This is a genomic window from Paracoccus chinensis (assembly GCF_900102885.1).
GTDB classification, from domain to species: domain Bacteria; phylum Pseudomonadota; class Alphaproteobacteria; order Rhodobacterales; family Rhodobacteraceae; genus Paracoccus; species Paracoccus chinensis.
In genome coordinates this window covers 16,494-40,292 of the sequence record NZ_FNGE01000006.1, presented here as the reverse complement: position 1 = coordinate 40,292, position 23,799 = coordinate 16,494, and the positions used below count along the sequence as shown (strand labels likewise).

25 protein-coding genes are annotated in these 23,799 nt (G+C 68.3%); 17 read left to right on the top strand and 8 right to left on the bottom strand.

Annotated features, from left to right (window positions below):
• Positions 1 to 58 precede the first annotated feature (58 nt).
• Positions 59 to 1,435: an aminotransferase class III-fold pyridoxal phosphate-dependent enzyme gene (locus tag BLQ03_RS07765; protein WP_090754846.1), complete on the bottom strand. Its 1,377-nt coding sequence runs from the start codon at positions 1,433 to 1,435 to the stop codon at positions 59 to 61.
• A 176-nt stretch (positions 1,436 to 1,611) separates the two neighbouring features.
• Here BLQ03_RS07765 and BLQ03_RS07760 point away from each other — a divergent pair, with 176 nt between their 5' ends.
• Together BLQ03_RS07760 and miaB are read left to right on the top strand one after the other, a co-directional pair.
• Positions 1,612 to 2,058, top strand: a complete 447-nt coding sequence (locus BLQ03_RS07760; RefSeq protein WP_175558789.1) for a DUF2380 domain-containing protein — start codon at positions 1,612 to 1,614, stop codon at positions 2,056 to 2,058.
• Between the two features lie 65 nt (positions 2,059 to 2,123).
• Positions 2,124 to 3,431: a tRNA (N6-isopentenyl adenosine(37)-C2)-methylthiotransferase MiaB gene (gene miaB, locus BLQ03_RS07755; protein WP_090754544.1), complete on the top strand. Its 1,308-nt coding sequence runs from the start codon at positions 2,124 to 2,126 to the stop codon at positions 3,429 to 3,431.
• Between the two features lie 34 nt (positions 3,432 to 3,465).
• On the opposite strand, the gene BLQ03_RS07750 is transcribed toward miaB, so the two are convergent.
• The gene (locus tag BLQ03_RS07750) at positions 3,466 to 3,954 is read right to left on the bottom strand and encodes a DUF2937 family protein (RefSeq protein WP_090754542.1); all 489 of its coding nucleotides are present in this window, start codon (positions 3,952 to 3,954) and stop codon (positions 3,466 to 3,468) included.
• Entirely contained in the window at positions 3,951 to 5,309 is a 1,359-nt protein-coding gene (proS, locus tag BLQ03_RS07745) for a proline--tRNA ligase (RefSeq protein WP_090754540.1), read from the bottom strand. Before proS ends, BLQ03_RS07750 begins: the two co-directional genes overlap by 4 nt.
• A gap of 171 nt (positions 5,310 to 5,480) precedes the next feature.
• On the opposite strand from proS, the gene BLQ03_RS07740 reads away from it, so the two are divergent.
• From BLQ03_RS07740 to BLQ03_RS07720, 5 genes are all read left to right on the top strand, one after another.
• Entirely contained in the window at positions 5,481 to 6,896 is a 1,416-nt protein-coding gene (locus BLQ03_RS07740) for an AI-2E family transporter (protein ID WP_090754538.1), read from the top strand.
• 5 nt (positions 6,897 to 6,901) lie between these two features.
• The gene (locus BLQ03_RS07735) at positions 6,902 to 7,591 is read left to right on the top strand and encodes a P-loop NTPase family protein (RefSeq protein WP_090754536.1); all 690 of its coding nucleotides are present in this window, start codon (positions 6,902 to 6,904) and stop codon (positions 7,589 to 7,591) included.
• A gap of 147 nt (positions 7,592 to 7,738) precedes the next feature.
• Positions 7,739 to 9,904 (top strand): RNA degradosome polyphosphate kinase, encoded by a 2,166-nt coding sequence (locus BLQ03_RS07730; RefSeq protein ID WP_090754534.1) that lies wholly within the window; start codon positions 7,739 to 7,741, stop codon positions 9,902 to 9,904.
• A gap of 52 nt (positions 9,905 to 9,956) precedes the next feature.
• Positions 9,957 to 11,486 carry a Ppx/GppA family phosphatase gene (locus tag BLQ03_RS07725; RefSeq protein ID WP_090754532.1) on the top strand — a complete coding sequence of 510 codons (1,530 nt, stop codon included), beginning with the start codon at positions 9,957 to 9,959 and terminating at the stop codon, positions 11,484 to 11,486.
• Between the two features lie 94 nt (positions 11,487 to 11,580).
• The gene (locus BLQ03_RS07720) at positions 11,581 to 12,243 is read left to right on the top strand and encodes a GNAT family N-acetyltransferase (RefSeq protein WP_245688736.1); all 663 of its coding nucleotides are present in this window, start codon (positions 11,581 to 11,583) and stop codon (positions 12,241 to 12,243) included.
• Positions 12,244 to 12,361: 118 nt separating this feature from the next.
• On the opposite strand, the gene groL is transcribed toward BLQ03_RS07720, so the two are convergent.
• Both groL and groES read right to left on the bottom strand, forming a co-directional pair.
• A complete protein-coding gene (gene groL, locus BLQ03_RS07715; RefSeq protein WP_090754528.1) occupies positions 12,362 to 14,008 on the bottom strand; it encodes a chaperonin GroEL in 1,647 nt (548 codons plus the stop codon).
• A 44-nt stretch (positions 14,009 to 14,052) separates the two neighbouring features.
• The gene (gene groES / locus BLQ03_RS07710; protein ID WP_090754843.1) at positions 14,053 to 14,340 is read right to left on the bottom strand and encodes a co-chaperone GroES; all 288 of its coding nucleotides are present in this window, start codon (positions 14,338 to 14,340) and stop codon (positions 14,053 to 14,055) included.
• A gap of 209 nt (positions 14,341 to 14,549) precedes the next feature.
• Here groES and BLQ03_RS07705 point away from each other — a divergent pair, with 209 nt between their 5' ends.
• The 10 genes from BLQ03_RS07705 (at position 14,550) to BLQ03_RS07665 (ending at position 21,475) form a co-directional block, all read left to right on the top strand.
• The gene (locus tag BLQ03_RS07705) at positions 14,550 to 15,593 is read left to right on the top strand and encodes a TraB/GumN family protein (RefSeq protein ID WP_245688755.1); all 1,044 of its coding nucleotides are present in this window, start codon (positions 14,550 to 14,552) and stop codon (positions 15,591 to 15,593) included.
• Entirely contained in the window at positions 15,593 to 15,943 is a 351-nt protein-coding gene (locus BLQ03_RS07700) for a DUF4440 domain-containing protein (protein ID WP_090754526.1), read from the top strand. Before BLQ03_RS07705 ends, BLQ03_RS07700 begins: the two co-directional genes overlap by 1 nt.
• Before the next feature lie 3 nt (positions 15,944 to 15,946).
• A complete protein-coding gene (locus BLQ03_RS18830; protein ID WP_245688734.1) occupies positions 15,947 to 16,174 on the top strand; it encodes a hypothetical protein in 228 nt (75 codons plus the stop codon).
• A 40-nt stretch (positions 16,175 to 16,214) separates the two neighbouring features.
• On the top strand, positions 16,215 to 16,529 hold the full coding sequence (locus BLQ03_RS18825; protein WP_245688732.1) for a DUF1345 domain-containing protein: 315 nt from the start codon (positions 16,215 to 16,217) through the stop codon (positions 16,527 to 16,529).
• Between the two features lie 79 nt (positions 16,530 to 16,608).
• Positions 16,609 to 17,526, top strand: a complete 918-nt coding sequence (locus BLQ03_RS07690) for a manganese-dependent inorganic pyrophosphatase (protein WP_090754524.1) — start codon at positions 16,609 to 16,611, stop codon at positions 17,524 to 17,526.
• A 75-nt stretch (positions 17,527 to 17,601) separates the two neighbouring features.
• Positions 17,602 to 18,465 carry a TIGR01459 family HAD-type hydrolase gene (locus BLQ03_RS07685; protein WP_090754523.1) on the top strand — a complete coding sequence of 288 codons (864 nt, stop codon included), beginning with the start codon at positions 17,602 to 17,604 and terminating at the stop codon, positions 18,463 to 18,465.
• Between the two features lie 101 nt (positions 18,466 to 18,566).
• Positions 18,567 to 19,010 carry a MaoC family dehydratase gene (locus tag BLQ03_RS07680; RefSeq protein ID WP_090754839.1) on the top strand — a complete coding sequence of 148 codons (444 nt, stop codon included), beginning with the start codon at positions 18,567 to 18,569 and terminating at the stop codon, positions 19,008 to 19,010.
• Positions 19,011 to 19,062: 52 nt separating this feature from the next.
• Complete coding sequence (locus BLQ03_RS07675) at positions 19,063 to 20,007, top strand: bifunctional riboflavin kinase/FAD synthetase (RefSeq protein ID WP_090754837.1); 945 nt, start codon at positions 19,063 to 19,065, stop codon at positions 20,005 to 20,007.
• Entirely contained in the window at positions 20,007 to 20,447 is a 441-nt protein-coding gene (locus BLQ03_RS07670) for a YcgN family cysteine cluster protein (protein WP_090754520.1), read from the top strand. Before BLQ03_RS07675 ends, BLQ03_RS07670 begins: the two co-directional genes overlap by 1 nt.
• Complete coding sequence (locus BLQ03_RS07665; protein ID WP_090754519.1) at positions 20,444 to 21,475, top strand: threonine aldolase family protein; 1,032 nt, start codon at positions 20,444 to 20,446, stop codon at positions 21,473 to 21,475. Before BLQ03_RS07670 ends, BLQ03_RS07665 begins: the two co-directional genes overlap by 4 nt.
• On the opposite strand, the gene BLQ03_RS07660 is transcribed toward BLQ03_RS07665, so the two are convergent.
• The 3 genes from BLQ03_RS07660 to BLQ03_RS07650 are packed head-to-tail and all read right to left on the bottom strand — an operon-like array spanning position 21,472 to position 23,635.
• Complete coding sequence (locus BLQ03_RS07660) at positions 21,472 to 21,966, bottom strand: CinA family protein (protein WP_090754517.1); 495 nt, start codon at positions 21,964 to 21,966, stop codon at positions 21,472 to 21,474. The two genes, BLQ03_RS07665 and BLQ03_RS07660, sit on opposite strands and share 4 nt — an antisense overlap.
• Positions 21,966 to 22,454, bottom strand: coding sequence for a phosphatidylglycerophosphatase A family protein (locus tag BLQ03_RS07655; RefSeq protein WP_090754835.1), 489 nt, complete (start codon positions 22,452 to 22,454; stop codon positions 21,966 to 21,968). Before BLQ03_RS07655 ends, BLQ03_RS07660 begins: the two co-directional genes overlap by 1 nt.
• Positions 22,454 to 23,635 (bottom strand): bifunctional 2-C-methyl-D-erythritol 4-phosphate cytidylyltransferase/2-C-methyl-D-erythritol 2,4-cyclodiphosphate synthase, encoded by a 1,182-nt coding sequence (locus BLQ03_RS07650; RefSeq protein ID WP_090754515.1) that lies wholly within the window; start codon positions 23,633 to 23,635, stop codon positions 22,454 to 22,456. Before BLQ03_RS07650 ends, BLQ03_RS07655 begins: the two co-directional genes overlap by 1 nt.
• Between the last annotated feature and the right edge of the window lie 164 nt (positions 23,636 to 23,799).

The window sequence follows — 23,799 nt, the reverse complement described above, 5'->3', positions numbered from 1 at the left end:
ATGCAACCTACGGTCAACGCATCTAAAATCTGCTGCCCCTGCCTGCAGGATGTGGCGCTCAGGCCTGACCCTCGGCGCGCAACCCGTCGAAGACACGCGCCAGGGCGGCGTCGAGCTTGTCGAACATCTCGTCCATCTGCGCGTCCGTCAGGATGAAGGGCGGACAGAGCACGATGGACTGTCCCAGCGGGCGGCAGATCAGGCCGAGGTCTGTGCAGGTGTTGGCGATGCGCTCGCTGACCGAAAGGTGGCCGGGGAAGGGCTCCCTGGTGTCGGCGTCCTTTACCGCCTCCAGCGCCCACATGTAGCCGACGCCGCGCAGTTCTCCGATGTTCTGGTGGCGCTGCATGATGGCGCGCAGACCGGCCTCCATCCGCGGGGCCTTGTCGATGACGTTCTGTGCCAGCCCCTCGTTCATCACCACGTCGATGGCCTTCAGCGCGATGGCGCAGCCGACCGGGTGCCCCGAGGCGGTGAAGCCGTGCGGGAATTCCTCGATAGGCGTGATGGCTGCGTCCAGACGGTCGCTGAGTTCCGGCCCCAGGATCACCGCGCCCATCGGGAAGAAACCGGCGGTGAGGTTCTTCGACGAGATGATCGCGTCCGGCGTGAAATCGTAGGTCTGGCAGCCCCAGGTGTTGCCGGTGCGGCCGAAGCCGGTGATGACCTCGTCCGCGATCAGCGGGATGCCGTGGCGCTGAAGGATCGGCTGGATCGCCTGGAAATAGCCTTTCGCCGGAGGGATCACCCCGCCCGCGCCCTGCACGGGTTCCGCGAAGAATCCCGCGATGGTGTCGGCGCCCTCGCGCTGGATCGTGTCCTCAAGCTCGCGGGCGAGGCGGCTCACGAACTCGGACTCGGATTCGCCGGGGTTCCCGTAGCGCCAGAAATGCGGGCAGGTCAGGTGGATGAAGCCGTCCAGCGGCAGGCCGAAGACCTCGTTATAGGGCTTGCCGGTCATGCTGGCCGACACGGCGGTGACGCCGTGATAGGCATTCCAGCGGGTCAGGATCTTGCGGCGCTGCGGCTTGCCCTCGGCGCGGTGCAGGAACCACAGCATCTTGACCATGGTGTCGTTCGCTTCCGACCCCGAGTTGGTGTAGAACACCTTGCCGCGCTGGAAGGGAGAGACCTCGACCAGCTTCTCGCTCAGCATCACCGTCTGGTCCGACATCCGCCCGAAGAAGGCGTGATAGCCGGGAAAGCGGTCGTATTGCGCCTTGGCGGCCTCGATCAGGCCCGGATGGTCGAAGCCCGCAACCATGTTCCACAGCCCCGAGTTCGAATCGAGCCATTTGCGCCTCTGGGTGTCGAAGACATAGGGCCCCTGGCCATGCGTCAGGACGATCGTGCCGCGGCTTCCGACGCTGGGCATGTCGGTAAAGCCATACATCGAAACGGTTTCGGCCCGCGCGGCCCAGCTCTTGTCGTCCATGATCGCCTCCAATGCGGTTGGCGCAAGGCTATCCGGGGCCGCCGCCGGGTTCAACAAATCGCCCGGCGGCGATGTGGAGGGTGGCGCGGGCAGGCTGCCAAGCCTCGGACATTGGTCGGATTGTCGAGGCGGGTGCACGGGCCCATCCTGCACGGGCATATCCCGGGGAGGATGCCGTGCGGAAACTCGTCCTGGCGCTGGCCCTGCTGCCCATGCCGCTCATGGCGCAGGACCTGGCGATCGCGCCGGTCAAGATGCTGGACACCTCGCGCGAGGCCCGCGACCAGCAGTCCGACCACGACCGCCGCCTGGCGCTGATGGAGGGCATCCTTGCCGACGAACTGTCCGGCACGCTGGTCAGCCGCGAGGAGATCTCTGCCGCCTGCCCGCGCGAGACAACCGAGTGCCTTGTCGCCGCGCTGCGCGAGCGGGGCGCGGAACGTGGCCTGTTCATCGTCGTGCAGAAGGCCAGCACCCTGATCCTCCAAGCCTTTGCCAGCCTCGTGGACCTTGAGGGCGAAAGGCTGGTGACGCATACCGAGCTGAGCTTCCGGGGCGACAACGACGAGGCGTGGCGGAAGGCCGCGCATTTCCTAGCCGGGAAGCTGCAGACCAAGGGCTGACGCCCGCGCTTTCCTTGACCCGGGTGCGGCGCTATATGGGCCGGATTCCACGGAAAGCGCGCGCCATGACCGACCAGACCCCAAAGCGGCTGTTCATCAAGACCTACGGCTGCCAGATGAACGTCTATGACAGCCAGCGCATGGCCGAGGCCATGGGCGCGGAAGGCTATGTCCAGACGGACCGGCCCGAGGATGCGGACATGGTGCTGCTGAACACCTGCCACATCCGGGAAAAGGCGGCCGAGAAGCTGTATTCCGACCTCGGGCGGCTGAAGCCGCTCAAGTCCGAGCGGCCGGACCTGAAGATCGGCGTCGCGGGCTGCGTGGCCCAGGCCGAAGGGGATGAGATCATCCGCCGGATGCCGCTGGTTGACCTGGTCGTCGGCCCGCAGGCCTATCACCGCCTGCCTGCCATGGCGCGGGGCGAGGCGCCCGCCGTGGACACCGACTTCCCGGCCGAGGACAAGTTCGACCACCTGCCGCAGCGCGCGGCGACCCGTCGCGCGCCTGCCGCCTTCCTGACCGTGCAGGAGGGCTGCGACAAGTTCTGCGCCTTCTGCGTCGTCCCCTATACCCGCGGGACCGAGGTCAGCCGCCCCGCCGAGCGCATCCTGGCGGAAGCCCGCGATCTGGTCGCGCGCGGCGTGCGCGAGATCACCCTGCTGGGCCAGAATGTCAACGGCTGGCATGGCGAGGGGATGGCGGGCTTCGGCACGCTGATCCGGGCGCTTGCCGGGATCGAGGGGCTGGACCGCATCCGCTACACCACCAGCCATCCCAACGACATGGCCGACGACCTGATCGAGGCGCATCGGGACGTGCCGCAGCTGATGCCCTACCTGCACCTGCCGGTGCAGTCAGGGTCCGACCGCATCCTCAAGGCTATGAACCGCAAGCATACGGCGGACCAGTACCTGCGGCTGATCGACCGCATCCGCGCGGCGCGTCCCGACATCATGCTGACCTCGGATTTCATCGTGGGCTTCCCCGGCGAGACGGACGAGGACCACGCCGCCACCCTGCGGCTGGTGGAACAGGTGGGCTTCGGCACCGCCTTCAGCTTCAAGTATTCCCCGCGCCCCGGCACCCCTGCCTTCGACCGTCCGATGGTGGACGACTCCGTGGCCGACGCCCGCCTGCAGGAATTGCAGGCCCTGTTGAACCGCCAGCAGAAGGCCGCGCAGGACTCGATGGTGGGCCGGACGCTGGGCGTGCTGTTCGAGAAGCCGGGCCGTCTGCCGGGTCAGCTTGTCGGCAAGTCGGACTATCTGCATTCGGTCTTTGTCCATGCGCCCGATGCGCAGGTGGGCGATCTCGTGCAGGTCAGGATCAGGGCCAGCGCCCCGAACTCGCTGCAGGGCGAACTGGCCTGACGGCGCCGCCGTCATCCAGGCCGCGCGTCGGGTGTCAGGCCCAGCTGTCCTGTTCGCCGCGCCGGAACAATCGTCCCAGCAACCCGCCGATCATCCATCCCAGCAGGAAGCCGATGCCCGTGGCCCAGAAGCCGGAGGCTGTCAGCGGCACCGCAGAACGGAAGTCACCCCAGGTCGCGGCCAGCGTCTCGCTGTCGCGCATCCGGTGGGGCAGGGCGATGCGTTCCAGCGCCGAGGCGGCGCGCAGCAGCTCCAGGTCGGTCTCGATCCGCGAAAGGCGCGTGAAGACCCGGCCCATGTCCTGCCCGTGGGAATCGAGGAACCGCGTTCCGGCCAGCTGATCCAGCGCCGCCTGTCGGGTCAGCCCGGCACGGTCGGCGCTGGCGTCGAACTCGGCCGCCACCTGCCGCAGGGCGTCCGCCTGACCCCCCAGCCTCTGTACATACTGGTCCGAGAAGGCCGGGAACTGGGACAGCGCGACCGCGCAGCCCAGCGCCAGGATCAGGCGGAGCAGGCCGGTCACGGCTTGTAGGCTGCCGCGAACACCGGGGCGTAGACGTCGGCCAGGCGCGAAACGGCCTCGGAGGCAGAAAGCTCGACCGACACGCCCGTGCGGCGGTTGGTCAGCTCCACCACGTTGTTGGCGAGGCCCCGCGGGCCGACGGTGATGCGCCAGGGCAGGCCGATCAGGTCCATCGTGGCGAACTTGGCGCCCGCGCGTTCGTCGCGGTCATCGTAGAGGACCTCGAGCCCGCGCGCCGAGAGTTCCCGCTCCAGCGCCTCGCAGGCGCTGTCGGTCGAGGCGTCGCCCTGCTTGAGGTTCACCAGCCCGACATGGAAGGGGGTCACGCCCTCGGGCCAGATGATGCCCTTGTCGTCGTGGCCCGCCTCGATGATCGCCCCCAACAGGCGGGAAACACCGATGCCGTGGCTGCCCATGTGGACGGGCGTGCGGCTTCCGTCGGGGCCGACCACGGTGGCGCCCATCGGTTCGGAATACTTGGTGCCGAAGTAGAAGATCTGGCCGACCTCGATCCCGCGCGCGGACTTGCGGCGCTCCTCGGGGACCTGGGCGAAGACCGCCTCGTCATGGGTCTCGTCGGTGCGGGCGTAGCGGCTCGTGAACTCCTCCAGCACGGCGGCGCAAGCGGCGTGGTCGTCATAGTCGATCTGCCGGTCGCCGAAGGTCAGGTCGGTGATCTGGCTGTCATAGAAGACCTCGGATTCGCCCGTCTCGGCCAGCACAAGGAACTCGTGCGTGTTCTCGCCGCCGATGGGGCCGCTGTCGGCCCGCATCGGGATCGCCTGCAGGCCCATGCGTTCATAGGTCCGCAGGTAGCTGACGAGGTGCCGGTTATAGGCGTGCAGCGCGTCTTCCTTGGTCAGGTCGAAGTTGTAGCCGTCCTTCATCAGGAACTCGCGCCCGCGCATCACGCCGAAGCGGGGGCGGATCTCGTCGCGGAACTTCCACTGGATCTGGTACAGCGTCAGCGGCAGGTCCTTGTAGCTGTTCACATGGGCCCGGAAGATGTCGGTGATCATCTCCTCGTTGGTGGGGCCGTACAGCATCTCGCGCTTGTGGCGGTCGGTGATGCGCAGCATCTCCTCGCCGTAATCGTCATAGCGGCCGGATTCGCGCCACAGGTCCGCCGATTGCAGCGTCGGCATCAGGACGGGGATATGGCCTGCGCGCTGTTGTTCCTCGTGCACGATCTGCTCGACCCGGCGCAGGACCTTCAGCCCCAGCGGCAGCCAGGAATAGATGCCCGCCGACTGCTGCTTGATCATGCCCGCGCGCAGCATCAGCCGGTGGCTGACGATCTGCGCCTCGGAGGGATTTTCTTTGAGGACGGGCAGGAAATAGCGCGACAGACGCATGGGGCGTGACCTTTGGCGAGTTGCCCGGCCCGGTTACCGGATCGCCGCCCGGGGGGCAACGCCCGCGCGCCGAGGCGCTTGCGCCGCGCGGCAGGGCGGGACAAACAGAAGGCGGACCGGCAGAACCGGCCGGGACGATCAGCGCCCGACACCCTGAACGGAGCATGCGCAATGCGGTTTGCCGGCAGCAAGCAGGCCATCTGGTGGGGTGCGGTGGCGCTGGTCCTGGTGCTGGTCCTGTGGCTGCTGGGGGGCGCGATCATGCCCTTCCTGCTGGGCATGTCGATCGCCTATCTTCTTGATCCCGTGGTGGACAGGCTGGAACGCGCGGGCGTGTCCCGCGTGCTGGCCGTCGTGCTGATCACCGGGCTTGCCGTCCTGGCCCTGACGACGGCGCTGGTCTGGCTGGTGCCGCTGCTGATCCGTCAGGGCACGCAACTGGTCGAAACCACACCCGCCATGATCGACCGCCTGCAGGCCGTGGTGCAAAGCCGCTATCCGCAACTGTTCCCGGACGGGGGCTTCGTGGACAACGCCCTGCAGCAGGCGCGCACGACGGTCGCGGCCAGCATGGGCACCATCGTCGGCACCGTCATGGGGTCGATCAACGGCGTGATCGGCTTTGTCATGGTGCTGGTCATCGCGCCGGTGGTGGCCTTCTACATGCTGCTCGACTGGGACCGGATGGTGCGCCGCATCGACGCGCTGCTGCCGCGTCCGCACCTTGACACGCTGCGGGGGCTGGCCCGCCAGATCGACGACAGCATCTCGGGCTTCGTGCGGGGGCAGGCGGTGGTGATCCTGATCCTTGCCGTCTTCTATTCGGTCGGCCTGGCGCTGGTCGGCCTGCCCTTCGGCATCGTCATCGGCGTGTCGGCAGCCTCGCTGTCCTTCATCCCCTATGTCGGCACGCTGGTGGGCGGCGTGATCTCGATCGGGGTCGCGCTGTTCTCTTTCTGGGGGGAGCCTGCGCAGATCATCGCCGTCGCCGGGATCTTTGTCGCCGGCCAGATGCTGGAAGGGAACTATCTTCAGCCCAAGATCGTGGGTGGCCAGGTCGGGCTGCACCCGGTCTGGCTGATGCTGGCGCTCAGCGTCTTCGGCACGCTGTTCGGCTTCGTCGGGCTGCTGGTCGCGGTGCCGCTGGGCGCGGCGGTGGGGGTGATCGTGCGCTACTCGGTTGATCGCTACAAGGTCAGCCCCCTTTACACCGGGGCCGAGGCGCCCGCCCCCGTTCCCACGCCCACGCTGGTCGAGCTTGCGCCGCGCGGCACCGTCGCCCGCCGGGTCGCCACCGCGCAGCGCACCCATGACGAGGCCATGCGCGAGGCGCGCATCGAATCGGCCCGTGACGAGGCGCATATCGCCGCCGTCGAGGCCGCCGCCGAGGACGGCGCGCAGATCGCCATGGCCGAGGTCGAGGTGAAATGGCCCGACGCCTCGCCTGCCCTGGGGACCGGGCATTCCCATCCCCGGGTGCGGACCTGGGGCGGACGTACCCCCGACGGCACCGATCCGCAGGACCCCGAAGAGCGGAACGCCCCCCGCACCGCCGCCGAGATCATCGAAGACGGCCGGAGGGGCTGACACCCGTGGCGCGCCAACTGACGCTGGACCTTCGCACCCCGCCCGCGCTGTCGCGCGCCGACTTCCTGCCAGCGCCGGCCAATGCCGAGGCGCTGGCGCTGCTGGACCGCCCGCGCGACTGGCCGCAGGGCCGGCTGCTGCTGGTGGGTCCCGAGGCCTCGGGCAAGTCCCATCTTGCGGCCTTCTGGGCGGCCGAGAACGGCGCGCAGCGGATGCGCGCTTCGGCCCTGCGGCCCGAGATCGCCGACACGCTGGTCCAGCCGGACGGCGCCCTGGTGATCGAGGACGCGCACCGCGCGGGCGGCGCAGCGGGCGCGGAGCTGGCGCTGTTCCACCTGTGGAACCTTTCCGCCGAGCGCGGCGCGCTGCTGCTGATCACGGCGCGCACGCCGCCGCGCGACTGGGGGTTGGCGCTGCCGGACTTAGCCTCGCGCATGGCCTCGACCGCGCTGGTCCGGCTGGAACCGCCCGACGAGCACCTGCTGACGGCGGTGCTGGTCAAGCTGTTTGCCGACCGGCAGCTGTCTCCGGGGCCGGGCGTGATCGAGGCGCTGGTGCGCCACATGGACCGCGACCTCGGCCTTGCCCGCAAGCTGGTGGCCGAGATCGACCGCGACGCGCTGTCCGAGGGGCGGGCGGTGACGCGGCCCCTTGCGATGGCGGCGCTGGGCCGGCTTGGGGCGGGCGCCGTCTGAGGTGACGCCGCTGACGGCAGGGCTTCTCGGGCCCTGCACCCTGGAAGTGGTTTTCCGTCAGGATGAATCCTTCGGACCGGGACGTCGCGGGGCCGTGGGCCTTGGGACGAGTTGCACGGCCTCGGGAATCGCGGCATCAACCCTGTCATGACCCAGGCCGATTTCCTGAAGTGCCCGTTCCCGCCCGCGCGCAGCCTGCCCGAGGGCGCGCCGACGGGGCCCGCCCGGTTCTTCAACCGGGAACTCAGCTGGCTGTCCTTCAACTGGCGGGTGCTGGACGAGGCGCGGAACCCGCGCGTGCCGCTGCTGGAACGGCTGCGCTTCCTGTCGATCTCGGCCACCAACCTCGATGAATTCTACACCGTCCGCGTCGCGGGGCTGCGCGAGCTGGTGCGCGAAGGGAACTCCACCCCTTCGGACGACGGCCTTCCGCCTGCCGAGCAGCTGACGCTGATCAACGCCGACGCCCGCCGCCTGATGGGCGCGCAGCAGACCGTCTGGAACAAGCTCAGGCGCGAGATGGAACGGGCGGGGATCGTGATCCTGTCGCGCTCGCGCATCACCCGGGCCGAGGCGGCCTTCCTGCGCCAGCATTTCGCGGAACAGGTGTTCCCGGTCCTCACGCCGCTTGCCATCGACCCCGCGCACCCGTTCCCCTTCATCCCCAACACCGGCTTCAGCCTGGCGCTGGAACTGGCGCGGGAAACGGACGGGCGGCAGATGCAGGCGCTGCTGCCGATCCCCACCCAGCTCAAGCGGTTCATCGCCCTGCCGGGCGGGCAGCGCTTCCTGCGGCTGGAAGACCTGCTGCTGATGCACTTGCCGACGCTGTTCCCCGGATACCGCGACATTGGCCACTGCGGCTTCCGCGTGCTGCGCGACAGCGACCTTGAGCTTGAGGACGAGGCCGAGGACCTGGTGCGCGAGTTCGAGACCGCGCTGAAGCGCCGCCGCCGGGGCGAGGTCGTGCGGCTGAAGATCACCGCGGGCGCGCCCGACCGGCTGCGCCGCATGATCATGCAGGAACTGGGCGTCGGCCCCGACGCCATGGTCGAGGTCGAGGGCCTGCTGGGCATGGCCGATGTGCGCGAGCTGGTGCTGGACAGCCGCCGCGACCTGCAATGGCCGTCCTTCACGCCGCGCGTGCCGGAGCGCGTGCAGGACCACGACGGCGACCTGTTCGCGGCGATCCGCCAGAAGGACATGCTGCTGCATCATCCCTACGAGACCTTCGACATGGTCATCCGCTTCCTCAACCAGGCGGCGCGGGACCCCGACGTGGTGGCGATCAAGCAGACCCTGTATCGCACCAGCCGCGACAGCCCCATCGTAGACGCGCTGTGCGAGGCCGCCGAAAGCGGCAAGTCGGTCATGGCGCTGGTGGAACTGAAGGCGCGCTTCGACGAGGCCGCGAACATCCGGCAGAGCCGCCGGCTGGAACGCGCGGGCGCGCATGTCAGCTATGGCTTCATGCAGCTGAAGACCCATGCCAAGATGAGCACCGTGGTCCGACGCGAGGGCGACCGGCTGGTCACCTATACCCATTTCGGCACCGGCAACTATCACCCGATCACCGCGCGCGTGTACACCGACCTGTCGCTGTTCACCTGCGATGCGGCCCTGGGGCGGGACGCGGCCAAGGTCTTCAACTACCTGTCCGGCTACGTTCAGCCAGAGGGGCTGGAGAACCTGGCCATCAGCCCCATCAACCTGAAATCCACCCTGCTGGACCTGATCGCACGCGAGGCCGATTTCGCCCGCCGTGGCCGTCCCGCCGAGATCTGGGCCAAGATGAACAGCCTGGTCGAAACGGATGTGACCGAAGCGCTTTATGCGGCCTCCTCGGCCGGGGTGAAGATCAACCTGGTCGTGCGCGGCATCTGCGGGCTGCGCCCCGGCATCGCGGGGCTGTCCGACAACATCCGCGTGAAATCCATCGTCGGGCGCTTTCTGGAACACAGCCGCATCGTCTGCTTCGGCAATGGCCACGGGCTCCCTTCGCGCAAGGCCCGCGTCTTCATCAGTTCGGCGGACTGGATGGACCGCAACCTGTCGCGTCGGGTGGAAACGCTGGTCGAATGCCTGAACGACACGGTCAAGGCGCAGATCACCAGCCAAATCATGGCCGCCAACATGGCCGACGAGGCGCAGAGCTGGATCCTGCAACCCGATGGCAGGTATCTGCGTCATCTTCCCGAAGATCGTGACGACCTGTTCAACTGCCACCGCTTCTTCATGGAAAACCCGTCGCTGTCCGGGCGGGGGACCGCAGGGGCGGGCGACGTGCCGGCGCTGACCCACGCCAGCGAGTGACCCTGACCACGGCGCAGCCCTCCGGGTCCGCCGCCAGCCAGAAAGACAAGCGATGAACGTGACCACGACCAGCGGCCAGAAAGTTTCCCCCTTTGGCAAGCAGGGCCTGCCCGTGCGGTCCATGCGCGAACTGGCAAGGGTGGGCGTGGTGGACGTCGGATCGAACTCGATCCGGCTTGTCGTCTTCGACGGCGCGGCCCGCAGCCCGGCCTATTTCTACAACGAGAAGGTCATGGCAGGCCTGGGGCAGGGGCTGGTGAACACCGGCCGGCTGAACCCCGAGGGCGCGCAGCGCGGCATGGCGGCGCTCAAGCGCTTTGCCGCGCTGGCCCGCAGCATGGGGATCGAGGCGCTGACCTGCGTCGCCACCGCCGCCGTGCGCGAGGCCGAGGACGGCCCGGCCTTCCAGCGCGCGGTCGCGCGGCAGACCGGCCTCAAGCTGATGGTGATCGACGGCGAGGAAGAAGCGCGGCTGTCCGCCCAGGGCGTCCTGCTGGGCTGGCCGGACGCCAAGGGTCTGGTCTGCGACATCGGCGGCAGCTCGATGGAGCTGGCCGAGGTGGCGGGCGGCCAGATCGGGCGGCGCGCGACCTCTCCGCTGGGGCCCTTCCGGCTGCAGCAGGTCGAGGGCAAGGCCCTCAAGCGGCATATCGAGAAGATCATGGAAGGGCTGGTCGAGGCGGTCGGCCGCGACCACGAGCGCATCTATCTGGTCGGCGGGTCCTGGCGGGCCATCGCGCGGCTGGACATGGAACGCCGCGGTTATCCGATGACGGTGCTGCACGAATACCGCATGACCCCCGATGACGTGCTGGCGACGGTCAAGTGGATCGGGAACGAGAACCTGTCGGATCTCAAGTCGCGGACCGGCATCTCCTCGGGCCGGCTCGAGCTGGTCCCGCTGGCCGTGCAGGTGCTGCGCCAGCTCGTGCTGACCTTCGAGCCGCAGGAAATCGCCGTCAGCTCCTATGGCATCCGCGAGGGACTGCTTTACGAGCAGATGTCCGACAGCATCCGCAAGCGGGACCCTCTGATCGAGGCCGCGCGCTTCATGGAGCGCCAGATGGCGCGGATGCCGGGGACGGGGAAGAAGCTGCACCAGTTCCTGGCGCCGGTTTTCCCGGGCGTCTCGCCAAGGCGCGAGCGGCTGATCCGCGCGGCCTGCCTGCTGCATGACACCAGCTGGCGCGCCCATCCCGATTACCGCGCCGAGGCCTGCTTCGACAACGTCACGCGCTCGAATCTGGCGGCGCTGTCCCACCCCGAGCGGGTGTTCCTGGGGCTGGCGCTGCTGCACCGCTACAAGAACGGCCGCGCGGCCTCGCCCCTGATCACGCCGCTGCTGAAGCTGCTGTCCGAGGAGGAGATCCGCGACGCCGAGATCCTGGGCCGCGCTATGCGCTTCGGCGCCATGTTCGCCATCGGGGACCCGAACGAGGCGGGCACCCTGACCCTGGACCGCGAGGCGGGCACGCTGACCCTGAGCCTCACCAAGGCCGGCCGCGACCTGATGGGCGAGGTCGCCGAGTCGCGGCTGAAGGCGCTGGCGGGGGCGCTGGGGGTGGGGGCGGTGGTGGGGTGAGGTGAAGAACCTTCGTGATTGATCTTGCCCTCGGCTTGTCCTGTCGATCAACAGCGACATGACAGAGCATTCTGCCGTGAACGAGAGAGATGCCTTGACCGAGCTGCGCCGCTGGAAAGCCGCCCCCAAGCCTCAACGCATGATCCTTGATGGCGCTTATGTGCGCCTTGAACCGCTGGACCCGACACGGCACACGGACAACCTGTTCAAGGCGGCAACCGCGCCCGGCGCGCAGGCACGTTTCCGCTATCTTGCCGAAGATACACCGGCCGATGTCGCAGAGCTTCGTCGCTGGGCAGAAGAAGCCGCAGCCAGTGACGATCCGCTGTTTTTCGCGGTGATCGACAAGAGCACTGGGCGCGCCGAAGGGCGGCAGGCGCTGATGCGCATCGACGCCAACAATGGCGTGGCCGAAATAGGACATATCATGTGGGGACCGGGCATCGCACGGACGCGCGCCTCTACCGAGGCGCTGTTCCTGTTCGCCGACTATATTTTCAGCCTTGGGTACCGCCGTTTCGAGTGGAAGTGCAATGATCTCAACCTGCCGTCCAAGCGGGCCGCAGAGCGGTTCGGCTTCAGCTTCGAGGGCCTGTTCCGTCAGCACATGGTAGTCAAAGGCGAAAACCGGGACACGGCCTGGTTCTCGATCCTCGACGGCGAATGGCCCCGGCTGCGGGCAGGCTACGAAAGCTGGCTGCGGCCCGGAAACTTCGACGCTTCGGGTGGGCAGGCCATCAAGCTGACCTTCCGATAAGATAGCCTGGGGCGCGAGCCTCAGATTGTCCCAGCCGACGCAATTGCCTCAACGGAAAAAGGCCGCCCAAGCGGGCGGCCTTTCCCTTTTCGCTCGACCGTTCGGCCGGGCGGATGGATCACATCATGTCCATGCCGCCCATGCCGCCCATGCCGCCACCCATGCCGCCGGCGGCAGCCTTGGGCTCGGGCTTCTCGGCGATCATGGCTTCGGTCGTGATCAGCAGGCCGGCCACCGAGGCGGCGTCTTCCAGCGCGGTGCGGACGACCTTCGCAGGGTCGATCACGCCGAACTTGAACATGTCGCCATATTCCTCGGTCTGGGCGTTGAAGCCGAAGGACTTGTCGTCCGACTCGCGCACCTTGCCGGCCACCACGGCGCCGTCGACGCCGGCGTTCTCGGCGATCTGGCGCATCGGGGCTTCCAGCGCGCGGCGGACCAGGGCGATGCCGGCGTTCTGGTCGGCGTTCTGACCTTCCAGACCTTCCAGCGCCTTGGCGCCCTGCACCAGAGCCACGCCGCCACCGACGACGATACCTTCCTGAACCGCGGCGCGGGTTGCGTTCAGCGCGTCATCGACGCGGTCCTTGCGCTCCTTCACCTCGATCTCGGTCATGCCGCCGACGCGGATGACGGCGACGCCGCCGGCCAGCTTCGCAACACGCTCCTGCAGCTTTTCCTTGTCGTAGTCCGAGGTGGTTTCCTCGATCTGCTGACGGATCTGGCCGACGCGGGCCTCGATCTCGGACTTGTCACCGGCGCCGTCGACGATGGTGGTGTTGTCCTTCGTGATCGACACCTTCTTGGCGCGGCCGAGCATGTCGATGCCGACATTCTCCAGCTTCATGCCGAGATCTTCCGAGATCACCTGGCCACCGGTCAGGATCGCGATGTCCTGCAGCATGGCCTTGCGGCGGTCGCCGAAGCCCGGAGCCTTGACGGCCGAAACCTTCAGGCCGCCGCGCAGGCGGTTGACGACCAGCGTGGCCAGGGCCTCGCCTTCCACGTCCTCGGCCACGATCAGCAGCGGCTTGCCCGACTGGATCACGGCTTCCAGCAGCGGCACCATCGGCTGCAGCGACGAGAGCTTCTTCTCGTGCAGCAGGATCAGCGCGTCTTCCAGCTCCGCGACCATCTTCTCGGGGTTGGTCACGAAGTAGGGCGACAGGTAGCCGCGGTCGAACTGCATCCCTTCGACGACTTCGACCTCGGTCTCCATCCCCTTGTTTTCTTCGACGGTGATGACACCCTCGTTGCCGACCTTCTGCATCGCCTCGGCGATCTGCTCGCCGATGAACTTCTCGCCGTTGGCCGAGATGGTGCCGACCTGCGCGACTTCGGCGCTGTCCGACACGGGACGGGCCGCCGACTTGATCGATTCAACGACGCGCTGGGTCGCCATGTCGATGCCGCGCTTGAGGTCCATCGGGTTCATGCCGGCGGCAACCGCCTTCATGCCTTCCTTGACGATGGCCTGGGCCAGGACGGTGGCGGTGGTGGTGCCGTCACCGGCCTCGTCGTTGGTGCGCGAGGCGACTTCGCGGACCATCTGGGCGCCCATGTTCTCGAACTTGTCGGTCAGTTCGATTTCCTTGGCGACGGTGACGCCGTCCTTGGTGATGCGGGGCGCGCCGAACGACTTGTCGATGACCACGTTGCGGCCCTTCGGGCCCAGCGTCACCTTGACCGCATCGGCCAGGATGTTGACGCCCTTCAGCATCCGGTCGCGGGCGTCGGTGTTGAACTTGACTTCCTTGCCAGCCATTTATCTCTTCCTTGTCAGAGTGTTGAAAGCGTGACCGTCAGGGATCAGTCGATGATCCCGAGGATGTCGCTTTCCTTCATGATGAGCAGTTCCTTGCCGTCCACCGTGACTTCGGTGCCCGACCACTTGCCGAACAGGATGCGGTCGCCTTCCTTCACGTCCAGCTTGATGCGGTCGCCGTCCTCGTTGCGGGCGCCGGCGCCCACGGCCACGACTTCACCCTCGGCGGGCTTTTCCTTGGCGGTGTCGGGGATGATCAGCCCACCCTTGGTCTTCTCGTCCGACTCGACGCGGCGGACCAGGACGCGGTCGTGCAGCGGTTTGAATCCCATCGTGAACACTCCGATCTTTCAGGTTGCAGTGTTTCGGTTGTTGGCACTCGACCGAGGTGAGTGCCAGTGACGCCGAGATAGGCGGGCTTCACGGGGCTGTCAACAGGCTCGGACACGGCCTCGGGTTCACAGCACCGGCCGCAAGTGATTGGATCATCGAAGGGTTGCCCGCCGGCGGCCCGGCTTCGGGAAAGACAAGGGTGGCCACCATGCGCATGATCGGCACGAAGGGCAGAAGAGGGCTGGCTGCGACGCTTGCGACGCTTTGCGCGCTGGTCTTCGCCACGGCCGCAAGCGCGGCGGACTGCACGGGCCGCGACCTGATCGCCGAACTGCCGGCCGGGCAGCGGGCGCAGCTGGACGAGGCCGTCGCCGGCACGCCCTATCCGCAGGGCATCTTCTGGCGGGCGACCAAGGGTGAGGCGCGGATTGAGATCGCGGGCACCTATCACTTTCCCGACCCGCGGCACGAGGCGACGGTCGCGCGCATGGCCCCCCTGATCACGCAAGCAGGTGCCCTTCTGGTCGAGGCAGGGCCGGACGAGGAGAAGGCCCTGACCGATCACCTGAGCCGCGACCCCGCCCTGATGGTCGATCCCACCGGGCCCACGCTGCCGCAGCGCCTGGGGGACAAGGACTGGCAGGCCGTCGCCCAAGCCATCGAGCAGCGGGGCGTGCCTGCCATCCTCGCCAGCCGGATGCGCCCCTGGTATGTCGCCATGTTGCTGGGGCTGTCGCCCTGCATGCTGGGCCAGGCGCAGGATCTTGCCGACCGGCAGGGCCTTGACCATCGGCTGGTGGATCATGCGCGGGGCGAGGGCGTGCCCGTGCTGGCGCTGGAGCCTTGGGACACGCTTTTCACCATCTTCCGGGATCTCACCCCCGAGGAGGAGAACGACATGATTCGCGCCGCGCTGCCTGCCGCGCGGCTGGCCGATGATTATGCGGCCACCTCGCTCGAGGCGTATTTCCGGGGCGACATCTGGCAATTGTGGGAATTCGGCCGCCTGGATGCCCGCGAGAACTCGGGCCTGCCGTCCGAGGCCGTGGACCGGCAGATGCAGCTTGCCGAGGATCGGCTGATGACCCGGCGGAACAGATCATGGATCGGCCCGTTGACCCGGGCGGCCGAGGCGGCCGCGGCCGAGGGCAAGCCCGTGGTCGCGGCCTTCGGGGCGCTGCACCTGCCGGGCGAGACCGGCGTGCTGCGCCTGCTGGAAGCCGAAGGGTGGACGATCACAGAGGGCGGATGATGAGCAGGACCGACAACCGGTGGGCCGACGAGGAGGCCCTGTGGACCATGGGCGCGGGCGAGGCCTGGCGGCGGATGCACCCGTCCTGCATCGTGGTGCGCCCCGAGGGGGCGATCCAGGGGACCGAGGTCCTGGCCCTGCTGAACGCGGGTCCGCGCGCGTCCAAGGTCTGGCTGACCGAGCGGCTGATGGTCGAAACCGAGGACTGCGTGGTGCTGGCCTACCGCGCCACCGTGGCCCGGCAGGGAACCGAGACCGAACTGCTGTGCAGCTCGACCTGGGTCCGGCAGAAGGACGACTGGCAGCTGATCCAGCACCAGCGCACGGCTCATCCCGCCCCCGAGGCCTGACGATTGTCCCTTAGGGCAGGTCTGTCGCACCACATCCGCTTTCACGGGGCCTTCGCCGTGAGCCTCGCCGCCGCCCTGCTGGCCTTTCGGCTGCCGCTGATCGACCGCATCCTGATCGGAGCCGACCTGTTCTTCATCGTCTATCTGCTGGTCATGGCGCTGTGGGTGCGCGGGCGGTCCGGGACGGCCTGCGGGCCCATTTCGGGGATGCCGACGAGGGCGGGACCCTGATCGTGGCAATGGCGCTGGGGGCGGTGGCCTTGGGGTGGTCATGGTCCATGCGGTGATGGCCTTCCCTTACACGCGGCTGTTCTACGCCCCGGCTGCCGATGCGGGCGCGGGAATGGGCGCGACCTGGGACAGCGGAGGGCTGGATTTCCCCGGCAATCGCCCCGAGCCGGGGCCGTGGGACTTCCTTTACTACAGCTTCACGCTGCAGATGACCGCCCAGACCTCGGACATCGCCGTCACGACAACCGACATGCGCCGCGTCACGCTGGGCCATTCGGTGCTGAGCTTCTTCTACAACGCCGTGATCGTGGCGCTGGCCGTCAACGCGGGCATGGCTCTGGTCCAGGGCGGCTGACCGGACCCGCGCCGCAGCCTTCACAACGGGCGGCCCCGCGCCTATAAGCCGGGCCAATCGCGCCACGAGGGAACGCTTCATGATCCAGGTTTTCGGCCACAAGGCCCCCGACACCGATTCCACCGGCTCGCCGCTGATCTGGGCCTGGTATCTGTCCGACGTCCGCAAGACCCCGGCCAAGGCGGTCCTGCAGGGAATGCCCAACACCGAGGCCGTCTGGATGCTGGGCAAGTGGGGCGTCGCCATGCCCGAGATCATCGAGGACGTGGCGCCGGGCGACCAGTGCGTGATCGTGGACACCAACAACCCCGCCGAGCTGCCCGCCTCGCTGGACCAGGCCGAGGTGATCGAGATCATCGACCACCACCTGCTGGCCGGCGGCATCACCACCCGCACGCCGATCAACATCACGATCCGTCCGCTCGCCTGCACGGCGACGATCATGCACGATCTGATGGGCGCGGACCTCGACCGCGCGCCGGCTTGGGTCAAGGGCCTGATGCTGACCTGCATCCTGTCCGACACGCTGGAGTTCCGCTCGCCCACCACCACGCCGCATGACCGGCGCGTGGCGGAAAAGCTGGCCAAGGATCTGGACATCGCCATTCCGACCTACGCGATGGAGATGTTCACCGCGAAATCCGACGTCTCGGCCTTCTCGGACGCGGCGCTGCTGAAGATGGACAGCAAGGAATATACGCTCGGCGGCAAGCAGATGCGGATTTCCGTTCTGGAAACCACCGCGCCCCAGGTGCTGCTGGACCGCAAGGACCGGCTGGTCGCCGCCATGCCCGCCGTCGCCGCCGAGGATGGCGCCGACGAGGTGATGCTGTTCATCGTGGACATCCTGAACGAGCAGTCGACCCTGCTGGTCCCCAACGACTTCGTCCGCCGCGTGGCCGAGGCGTCCTTCGGCGTTCCGGTCGAGGGCGACAGTGTGGTCCTGCCCGGCGTGGTCAGCCGCAAGAAGCAGATCATCCCCGTGCTCAAGGTCTGAGCGGGGCATCGTGACGACGGGGGCCGGGGCCATTCCCGGCCCCTCGCATTTTCAAGGCCAGCGAAAGGGCAGGGCATGACCCGCATCATCCGGAACCTCGCCGAGATCGGCGGCGACTATGGCGTTCTGTTCTGCGACCTGTGGGGCTGCGTCCACAATGGCAAGATCGCCTATCCGGCGGCCATCAGCGCCCTGCAGGCCTATCGCGCCACGGGCGGCAAGGTGGCGCTGGTCACGAACGCTCCGCGCCCGCGCGGCCTCGTGGCCGACCAGATCGCGCGGCTGGGCGTGCCGGATGACGCGTGGGACGACATCGTGACCTCGGGCGACGCCGCGCAGGAGGCGATGTTCGCGGGCCGCGTCGGCCAGCGCGTCTGGCACGTCGGCCCCGACCGCGACCTGGGCTTCTTCACGGAAACCGAGGACCCGCGCGCGGCTGGCATCACCCGCGTCCCGCTGGAGGAAGCCGAGGGCGTCGTCGTCACCGGCCCCTTTGACGACCGCACCGAAACGCCCGAGGACTACCGCGAGCGGCTGGCCGCGGCCCGCGCCCGCAACCTGCCGCTTCTCTGCGTGAACCCCGACCTCGTGGTCGATTACGGCGAGCAGCGGCTTTACTGCGCGGGCGCCCTGGCCCAGCTTTACGAGGAGATGGGCGGCGAGGCGCTGTATTTCGGCAAGCCCCATGCGCCGATCTATGACCTTGCCCGCCGCCGCCTTGGCGTGGGTTCCGATGTGCCCGCGCTCGCCATCGGTGACGGAATCGGCACCGACATCCTGGGCGCCGTCAACCAGGGGATCGATTCGCTGTTCGTCACGGGTGGCCTTGCCGCCGAGCACATGGGTGACGACGTGGAAAGCCCCGAAGCGCACCGGCTGGAGGCTTGGCTGTCAGAGCAGCGCATCTCGGCCACCTATGCCATAGGACGCATGCGTTGACGCGGCGTCGAAATAATACTTCGCCACAATAACCTATCCTTTAGGATTATTGCTCGCCCTCTCTCCCTCTGCTATGCTGCAATGCAGCAGAGGGGGCCATGATGCTCGACAACCATCCGCGCGGCACAATCGTCATCGAGGATCTCGAGATCGGGATGATGCGGCACCTGCTCAAGCAGGTGACGGACGACGACATCGAGATGTTCGCGCAGGTCTCGACCGACCGGAACCCGGTGCATCTGGATGATGCCTACGCCCGCGACACGATATTCGAGGGGCGGATCGCCCACGGGATGCTGACGGCGGGGCTGATCTCGGCCGTGATCGGTGAACAGTTGCCGGGCCACGGCACCGTCTACCTGGGTCAGACGCTGAAGTTCATGGCGCCCGTCCGCCCCGGCGACACCGTCCGGGCCGAGGTGCAGGTGGAAGCGATCGAGCACGCAAAGCGCCGCGTCACACTTGCCACGCGCTGCCTCGTGGGCGATACGGTCGTGCTGAAAGGCGAGGCGGTGGTTCTGGCGCCGTCGCGCAAGTTCGACTGACCAGTCCGACCGGGGCATGGCCCGGACGTGGAGGCCCATGCAGAACCCGCCGATGCACATCCACCGCGACTGGCGCGGCCTTCCGGCCGCCGCTCGTGGCGCCACCGTGGCCATGGGCAATTTCGACGGCGTCCACCGGGGTCATCGCGCCGTGATCGATGCGGCCCGCGCCGCGCGCCCTGACGCGCCCCTGGGCATCGTCACATTCGAACCCCATCCGCGCGAATATTTCGCCCGCCTCGCCGGGCGCGAGGAGCTGCCTTTCCGCCTGATGAACGCCGAGGCGCGCGCCAACCGCCTGGCCCGCCATGGCGTCAGCCAGCTTTACGAACTGCCCTTCGGCCCCACTCTGGCCGGGCTCACGCCCGAGGACTTCGCCCGCGAGGTGCTGGCTGAGGGGCTAGGCGTCGCCCATGTCACGGTGGGCGAGGATTTCCGCTATGGCCGCAGCCGGGCGGGCGACATCCGCACGCTGGTCGAGGCAGGCCAGCGCCTCGGCTTCGGCGTGACGGCCGTGCCGCTGCTGGAAACGGATGACGCGGCCACCAGCTCGACCGCGATCCGCGAGGCGCTGGCCGGGGGCCGCCCCCGCGACGCCGAGCGGATGCTGGGCCACTGGCACCGCATCGAGGGCGAGGTGATCCACGGCGAAAAGCGCGGCCGCGAACTGGGCTATCCGACCGCGAATCTTGCCCTGGAAGGGCTGCACCTGCCCAAGCTGGGCGTCTATGCGGTTCTGGTGGACGTGCTGGAGGGGCCGGACAAGGGCAACTATGCCGGCGTCGCCTCGCTGGGCGTCCGCCCGATGTTCGGCGAGAACGCACCCAACCTGGAGACCTTCATCTTCGACTTCGACGGCGATCTTTACGGCCGCCACATCTCGGTCGCCCTTGTCGATTACCTGCGCCCCGAGGCGAAGTTCGAGGGGCTGGAGGCACTGATCGCCCAGATGCGCAGGGACGAGGATCAGGCGCGCCGCATCCTCGCGGCTGCCTGATGCGCGAGCGTTTCTGGGAACTGCCGCTGGACGAACTCGAGCCCGCCGAGTGGGAAGCGCTCTGCGACGGCTGCGGCAAGTGCTGCCTGAACAAGATCGAATACGAGGACGACGGCAGCCTGGATTTCACCTGCGTCGCCTGCAAGCTGCTGGACGGCGACAGTTGCCTCTGCTCGTCCTATCCGAACCGCCATGACTTCGTGCCCGATTGCGTGGTGCTGACGCCAGACAAGCTGGCCGAAATTTCATGGTGGTTGCCGGCCACCTGCGCCTATCGCCTGCGGGCCGAGGGCAAGCCGCTTTACCCCTGGCACCACCTGATCTCCGGCGACCCCGAGTCAATCCATCGCGCGGGCGTTTCCGTGCGCGGCCGCACGGTCAGTGAGGCAGACGTGCCCGAGGAAGATTGGGACCGCTACGTCATCGAGGATCTTTCATGAATTTCGGCTCGGACAATTCATCGGGCGTCCACCCGCGCATCCTGCAGGCGCTGATGGATGCGAACGAGGGCGTGGCGGGATCTTACGGCCGCGACGACCTGACCCGCCGCGCCTGCGAGGCCGTGCGCGAGATGCTGGGCGCGCCTGAGGCCGCCGTCTTCCTGCTGGGCACCGGCACGGGCGCGAACGCGCTGGCACTGGCGCAGTTGTGTCCGCCCTGGGGCCGGATCTTCTGCCACAGGACGGCACATATCGAGACCTCGGAATCCGGCGCCCCCGCCTGGATGGCCGGCGGCGCGCAGCTTGCGCTGGTCGACGGCGAGGCGGGCCGGATGACGCCCGCCACGCTGGCGGTCCGCATCGCGGATTACCCGCAGGAGGACGAGCACGACGGCAAGAACGCCGTCCTGTCGATCACCAATGCGACCGAGTGGGGCACCGTCCACGACGCGGCGGGTGTCGCAGCGCTGACGACGGTCGCGCGGGACGCGGGTATGACGGTCCACATGGACGGGGCGCGCTTTTCCAACGCGGTGACGGCGACGGGGGCCTCGGCTGCCGACCTGACCTGGCGCGCGGGGGTCGATGCGATCTCGCTCGGGGGCACCAAGAACGGCTGCCTCGCGCTCGAGGCGGTGGTGTTCTTCGACCCCGACCGCGCCCGCGACTTTTCCTTCCGCCGGATGCGGGCGGGACACTTGTGGTCCAAGCACCGCTTCCTCGCCGCGCAGATGCTGGCCTGGCTGGACGGCGACCTGTGGCTGACCCTTGCCCGCCACGCCAACGCCGCAGCGGCTGAACTGGCGACGGGCCTGCGAACCGCGGGCTTCCAGCCGATGGTCGCGGTCGAGGCCAACGAGATCTTCATCCGCCTGCCGCGCGACCTGGTCACGCGCCTGCGGGCAGCGGGCCTGCGCGCCGCCGACTGGCCCACGGCGGGCGACGATGGGGCGCAAGGGACGATCCGGCTGGTGACAAGCTGGGCCACGACCGAGGACGAAGTCGCGGCCCTTCTGCGCGCGCTTTAACCCAGCGCCTCGATCATCATCTTCAGCGCGTGCGCCGTGGTCGCCCGGCGCACGCCGTCGCGGCCCAGGGGACCGAAGTCCACGGTTTCCGTCCGGGTGCCATGCTCGTCGGCGATGCCGAAGCAGACGCGGCCCTCGGGCTTGTTCTCGGTCCCGCCCGGCCCCGCGACGCCCGTGACCGCGACGGCCAAGCCCGCCTTGGCGCGGTCGCGGGCACCCGTCGCCATCTCGGCCGCGACCTCGGGGCTGACGGCGCCATGGGCCTCGATGGTCTCGGGCGCGACTCCCAGCATCTCGGTCTTGGCGTGGTTGGAATAGGTGATGAAGCCCCGGTCCAGCGCGCCCGAGCAGCCGGGAATGTCGCTCAGCGCCGCCGAGATCATGCCGCCTGTGCAGCTTTCGGCGGTCGCCAGCATCACGCCCTTGTCGGTCGCCGCCTTCAGGGCGCGCTCGGCCAGCGCCTTCAGGTCCTCTGCGGGTTTGTCGTCCATCACATCACTCCGTGCGAAAGTCCGGCGGCCAGGATCGAGGCCACGGCCGCGAAGATCCCCGCCCAGATGTCGTCCAGCATCACGCCTGCCGCGTCAGCGCGCTGGTCGGCCCGGCCGATGATCCAGGGCTTCCAGATGTCGAACAGGCGGAACAACAGGAAGGGCACGACCCAGGCCGGCCAGGGAAAGACGCTGGCGGGCATCCCGGCGAACCAGAACCCGCCCGAGGTGGCGCACAGCGCAATCATCTGCCCCGCGACCTCGTCGATGACAATGGCGCTTTCGTCCTTTTCTGCGCGCCCGTGGGTTGCCTTGCCGACAACCCAGAAGCCTAGCAGGGTCACCAGCAGGGTGGCCATGGCGACCAGCGGGAAATGTCCCAGCCGGTGCAGGCCATAGCCAAGCGCGACCGTCGCGGCCGAGGCCCAGGTGCCCGGCGCGGGCCGCAGGTGCCCGAGGCCGAAGCCGGTTGCGATCAGCCGTTCCATCATGCCTCGCGGATCAGGGTGGCGGTGGCGATCGAGGCGATGCCTTCTTCGCGGCCCGTGAAGCCCAGCCGTTCCGAGGTGGTGGCCTTGACGCTGACGCGCTCGGGCTCGACGCCCATGATCTCGGCCAGCCGCGCCTGCATGGCGTCGGCATGGGGGCCGATCTTCGGCCGCTCGCAGACCAGCGTCACGTCGGCATTGCCCAGGCGATAGCCCATGGACCGCGCAAGCTCGGCGGCGTGGCGCAGGAAGATCTCGCTGGCCGCGCCCTTCCACTGCGGGTCCGAGGGCGGGAAGTGCCGTCCGATGTCGCCCTGTGCCAGCGCGCCATAGATGGCGTCCGTCAGCGCGTGCATCCCCACATCGGCGTCGGAATGGCCGACGAGGCCCTTGTCATGGGCCACCTGCACGCCGCACAGCCAGACATGGTCACCCGGCCCGAAGGCGTGGACGTCGTAACCATTGCCAAGCCGCACATCCATGTCAGTCCCCCGCATCCGCAATATCCGCCCGGCCCGTTCCAGGTCGCCGGGCCATGTGATCTTGAGGTTGTCTTCGTCCCCCGGAACGATGCGGACGGCAAGCCCCTGCCGCTGCACAAGTTCCACGTCGTCGGGCGCGGCCTCGGCGGCGGCCCGGTGCGCGGCAAGTATCGTGGGCAGCGAAAAGCCCTGCGGCGTCTGTGCCCGGTAAAGCCCGGCGCGGTCGGCAAAGCCGGTGACGACATTCTCGGCCCCGCGCCACAGCGCATCCGTGACCGCGATCCCCGGCGCGGCGGCCTCGGCCCCTTCCGCCAGCGCCTCCACCACCGCGCCGATGGTGGAGGCCGAGACCAGCGGACGCGCGCCGTCGTGGATCAGGACATGGGTGATGCCCGAGCCCTCCAGCACCTCGAGTCCCGCGCGCACGCTGTCCGACCGCGTGGCGCCGCCCGCGACCAGCGTGATGCGCCCGCCGAGTTCCCCGATGGCATGGTCCATGTCGTCGGGGTGGACGGTGACGACGATCCGGCCCAAGCCCGCGAAGGCGTCGATGCTGCGCGCCAGCACGCTGCGGCCGGACAGCGGAAGCCACTGCTTGGGCATCTCGCCGCCCATCCGCGTGCCACGCCCTGCGGCGGTGATCAGCACGGCGATGCGGTCGCGGGGCAGGGCGGGGCGGGGCGCGCGGTCGGAACTCATGCCCTGCCGATTAGCGCGGCTGATGGGCTTAGGCCAGCATGAGACGTGGCGGCTCGCTTTCGAAACCTCGGTATTTCTTCTTCGCCCAAATATCCCACGGGGGCTCCGGGGGTGTGAAACCCCCGGTCCGGCGGCGGAGCCCTCCAAACCTCCGCCCCCTCGCG

Coding starts and splice junctions, on each gene's coding strand:
- BLQ03_RS07665 (WP_090754519.1), top strand. CDS start 20,444: ATGAATTTCGGCTCGGACAATTCATCGGGCGTCCACCCGCGCATCCTG.
- groES (WP_090754843.1), bottom strand. CDS start 14,340: ATGGGATTCAAACCGCTGCACGACCGCGTCCTGGTCCGCCGCGTCGAG.
- BLQ03_RS07655 (WP_090754835.1), bottom strand. CDS start 22,454: ATGGAACGGCTGATCGCAACCGGCTTCGGCCTCGGGCACCTGCGGCCC.
- BLQ03_RS07680 (WP_090754839.1), top strand. CDS start 18,567: ATGCTCGACAACCATCCGCGCGGCACAATCGTCATCGAGGATCTCGAG.
- BLQ03_RS07650 (WP_090754515.1), bottom strand. CDS start 23,635: ATGAGTTCCGACCGCGCGCCCCGCCCCGCCCTGCCCCGCGACCGCATC.
- proS (WP_090754540.1), bottom strand. CDS start 5,309: ATGCGTCTGTCGCGCTATTTCCTGCCCGTCCTCAAAGAAAATCCCTCC.
- BLQ03_RS07730 (WP_090754534.1), top strand. CDS start 7,739: ATGACCCAGGCCGATTTCCTGAAGTGCCCGTTCCCGCCCGCGCGCAGC.
- groL (WP_090754528.1), bottom strand. CDS start 14,008: ATGGCTGGCAAGGAAGTCAAGTTCAACACCGACGCCCGCGACCGGATG.
- BLQ03_RS07660 (WP_090754517.1), bottom strand. CDS start 21,966: ATGGACGACAAACCCGCAGAGGACCTGAAGGCGCTGGCCGAGCGCGCC.
- BLQ03_RS07705 (WP_245688755.1), top strand. CDS start 14,550: ATGCGCATGATCGGCACGAAGGGCAGAAGAGGGCTGGCTGCGACGCTT.
- miaB (WP_090754544.1), top strand. CDS start 2,124: ATGACCGACCAGACCCCAAAGCGGCTGTTCATCAAGACCTACGGCTGC.
- BLQ03_RS07725 (WP_090754532.1), top strand. CDS start 9,957: ATGAACGTGACCACGACCAGCGGCCAGAAAGTTTCCCCCTTTGGCAAG.
- BLQ03_RS07700 (WP_090754526.1), top strand. CDS start 15,593: ATGAGCAGGACCGACAACCGGTGGGCCGACGAGGAGGCCCTGTGGACC.
- BLQ03_RS07685 (WP_090754523.1), top strand. CDS start 17,602: ATGACCCGCATCATCCGGAACCTCGCCGAGATCGGCGGCGACTATGGC.
- BLQ03_RS07740 (WP_090754538.1), top strand. CDS start 5,481: ATGCGGTTTGCCGGCAGCAAGCAGGCCATCTGGTGGGGTGCGGTGGCG.
- BLQ03_RS07675 (WP_090754837.1), top strand. CDS start 19,063: ATGCACATCCACCGCGACTGGCGCGGCCTTCCGGCCGCCGCTCGTGGC.
- BLQ03_RS18825 (WP_245688732.1), top strand. CDS start 16,215: ATGGTCCATGCGGTGATGGCCTTCCCTTACACGCGGCTGTTCTACGCC.
- BLQ03_RS07690 (WP_090754524.1), top strand. CDS start 16,609: ATGATCCAGGTTTTCGGCCACAAGGCCCCCGACACCGATTCCACCGGC.
- BLQ03_RS07670 (WP_090754520.1), top strand. CDS start 20,007: ATGCGCGAGCGTTTCTGGGAACTGCCGCTGGACGAACTCGAGCCCGCC.
- BLQ03_RS07765 (WP_090754846.1), bottom strand. CDS start 1,435: ATGGACGACAAGAGCTGGGCCGCGCGGGCCGAAACCGTTTCGATGTAT.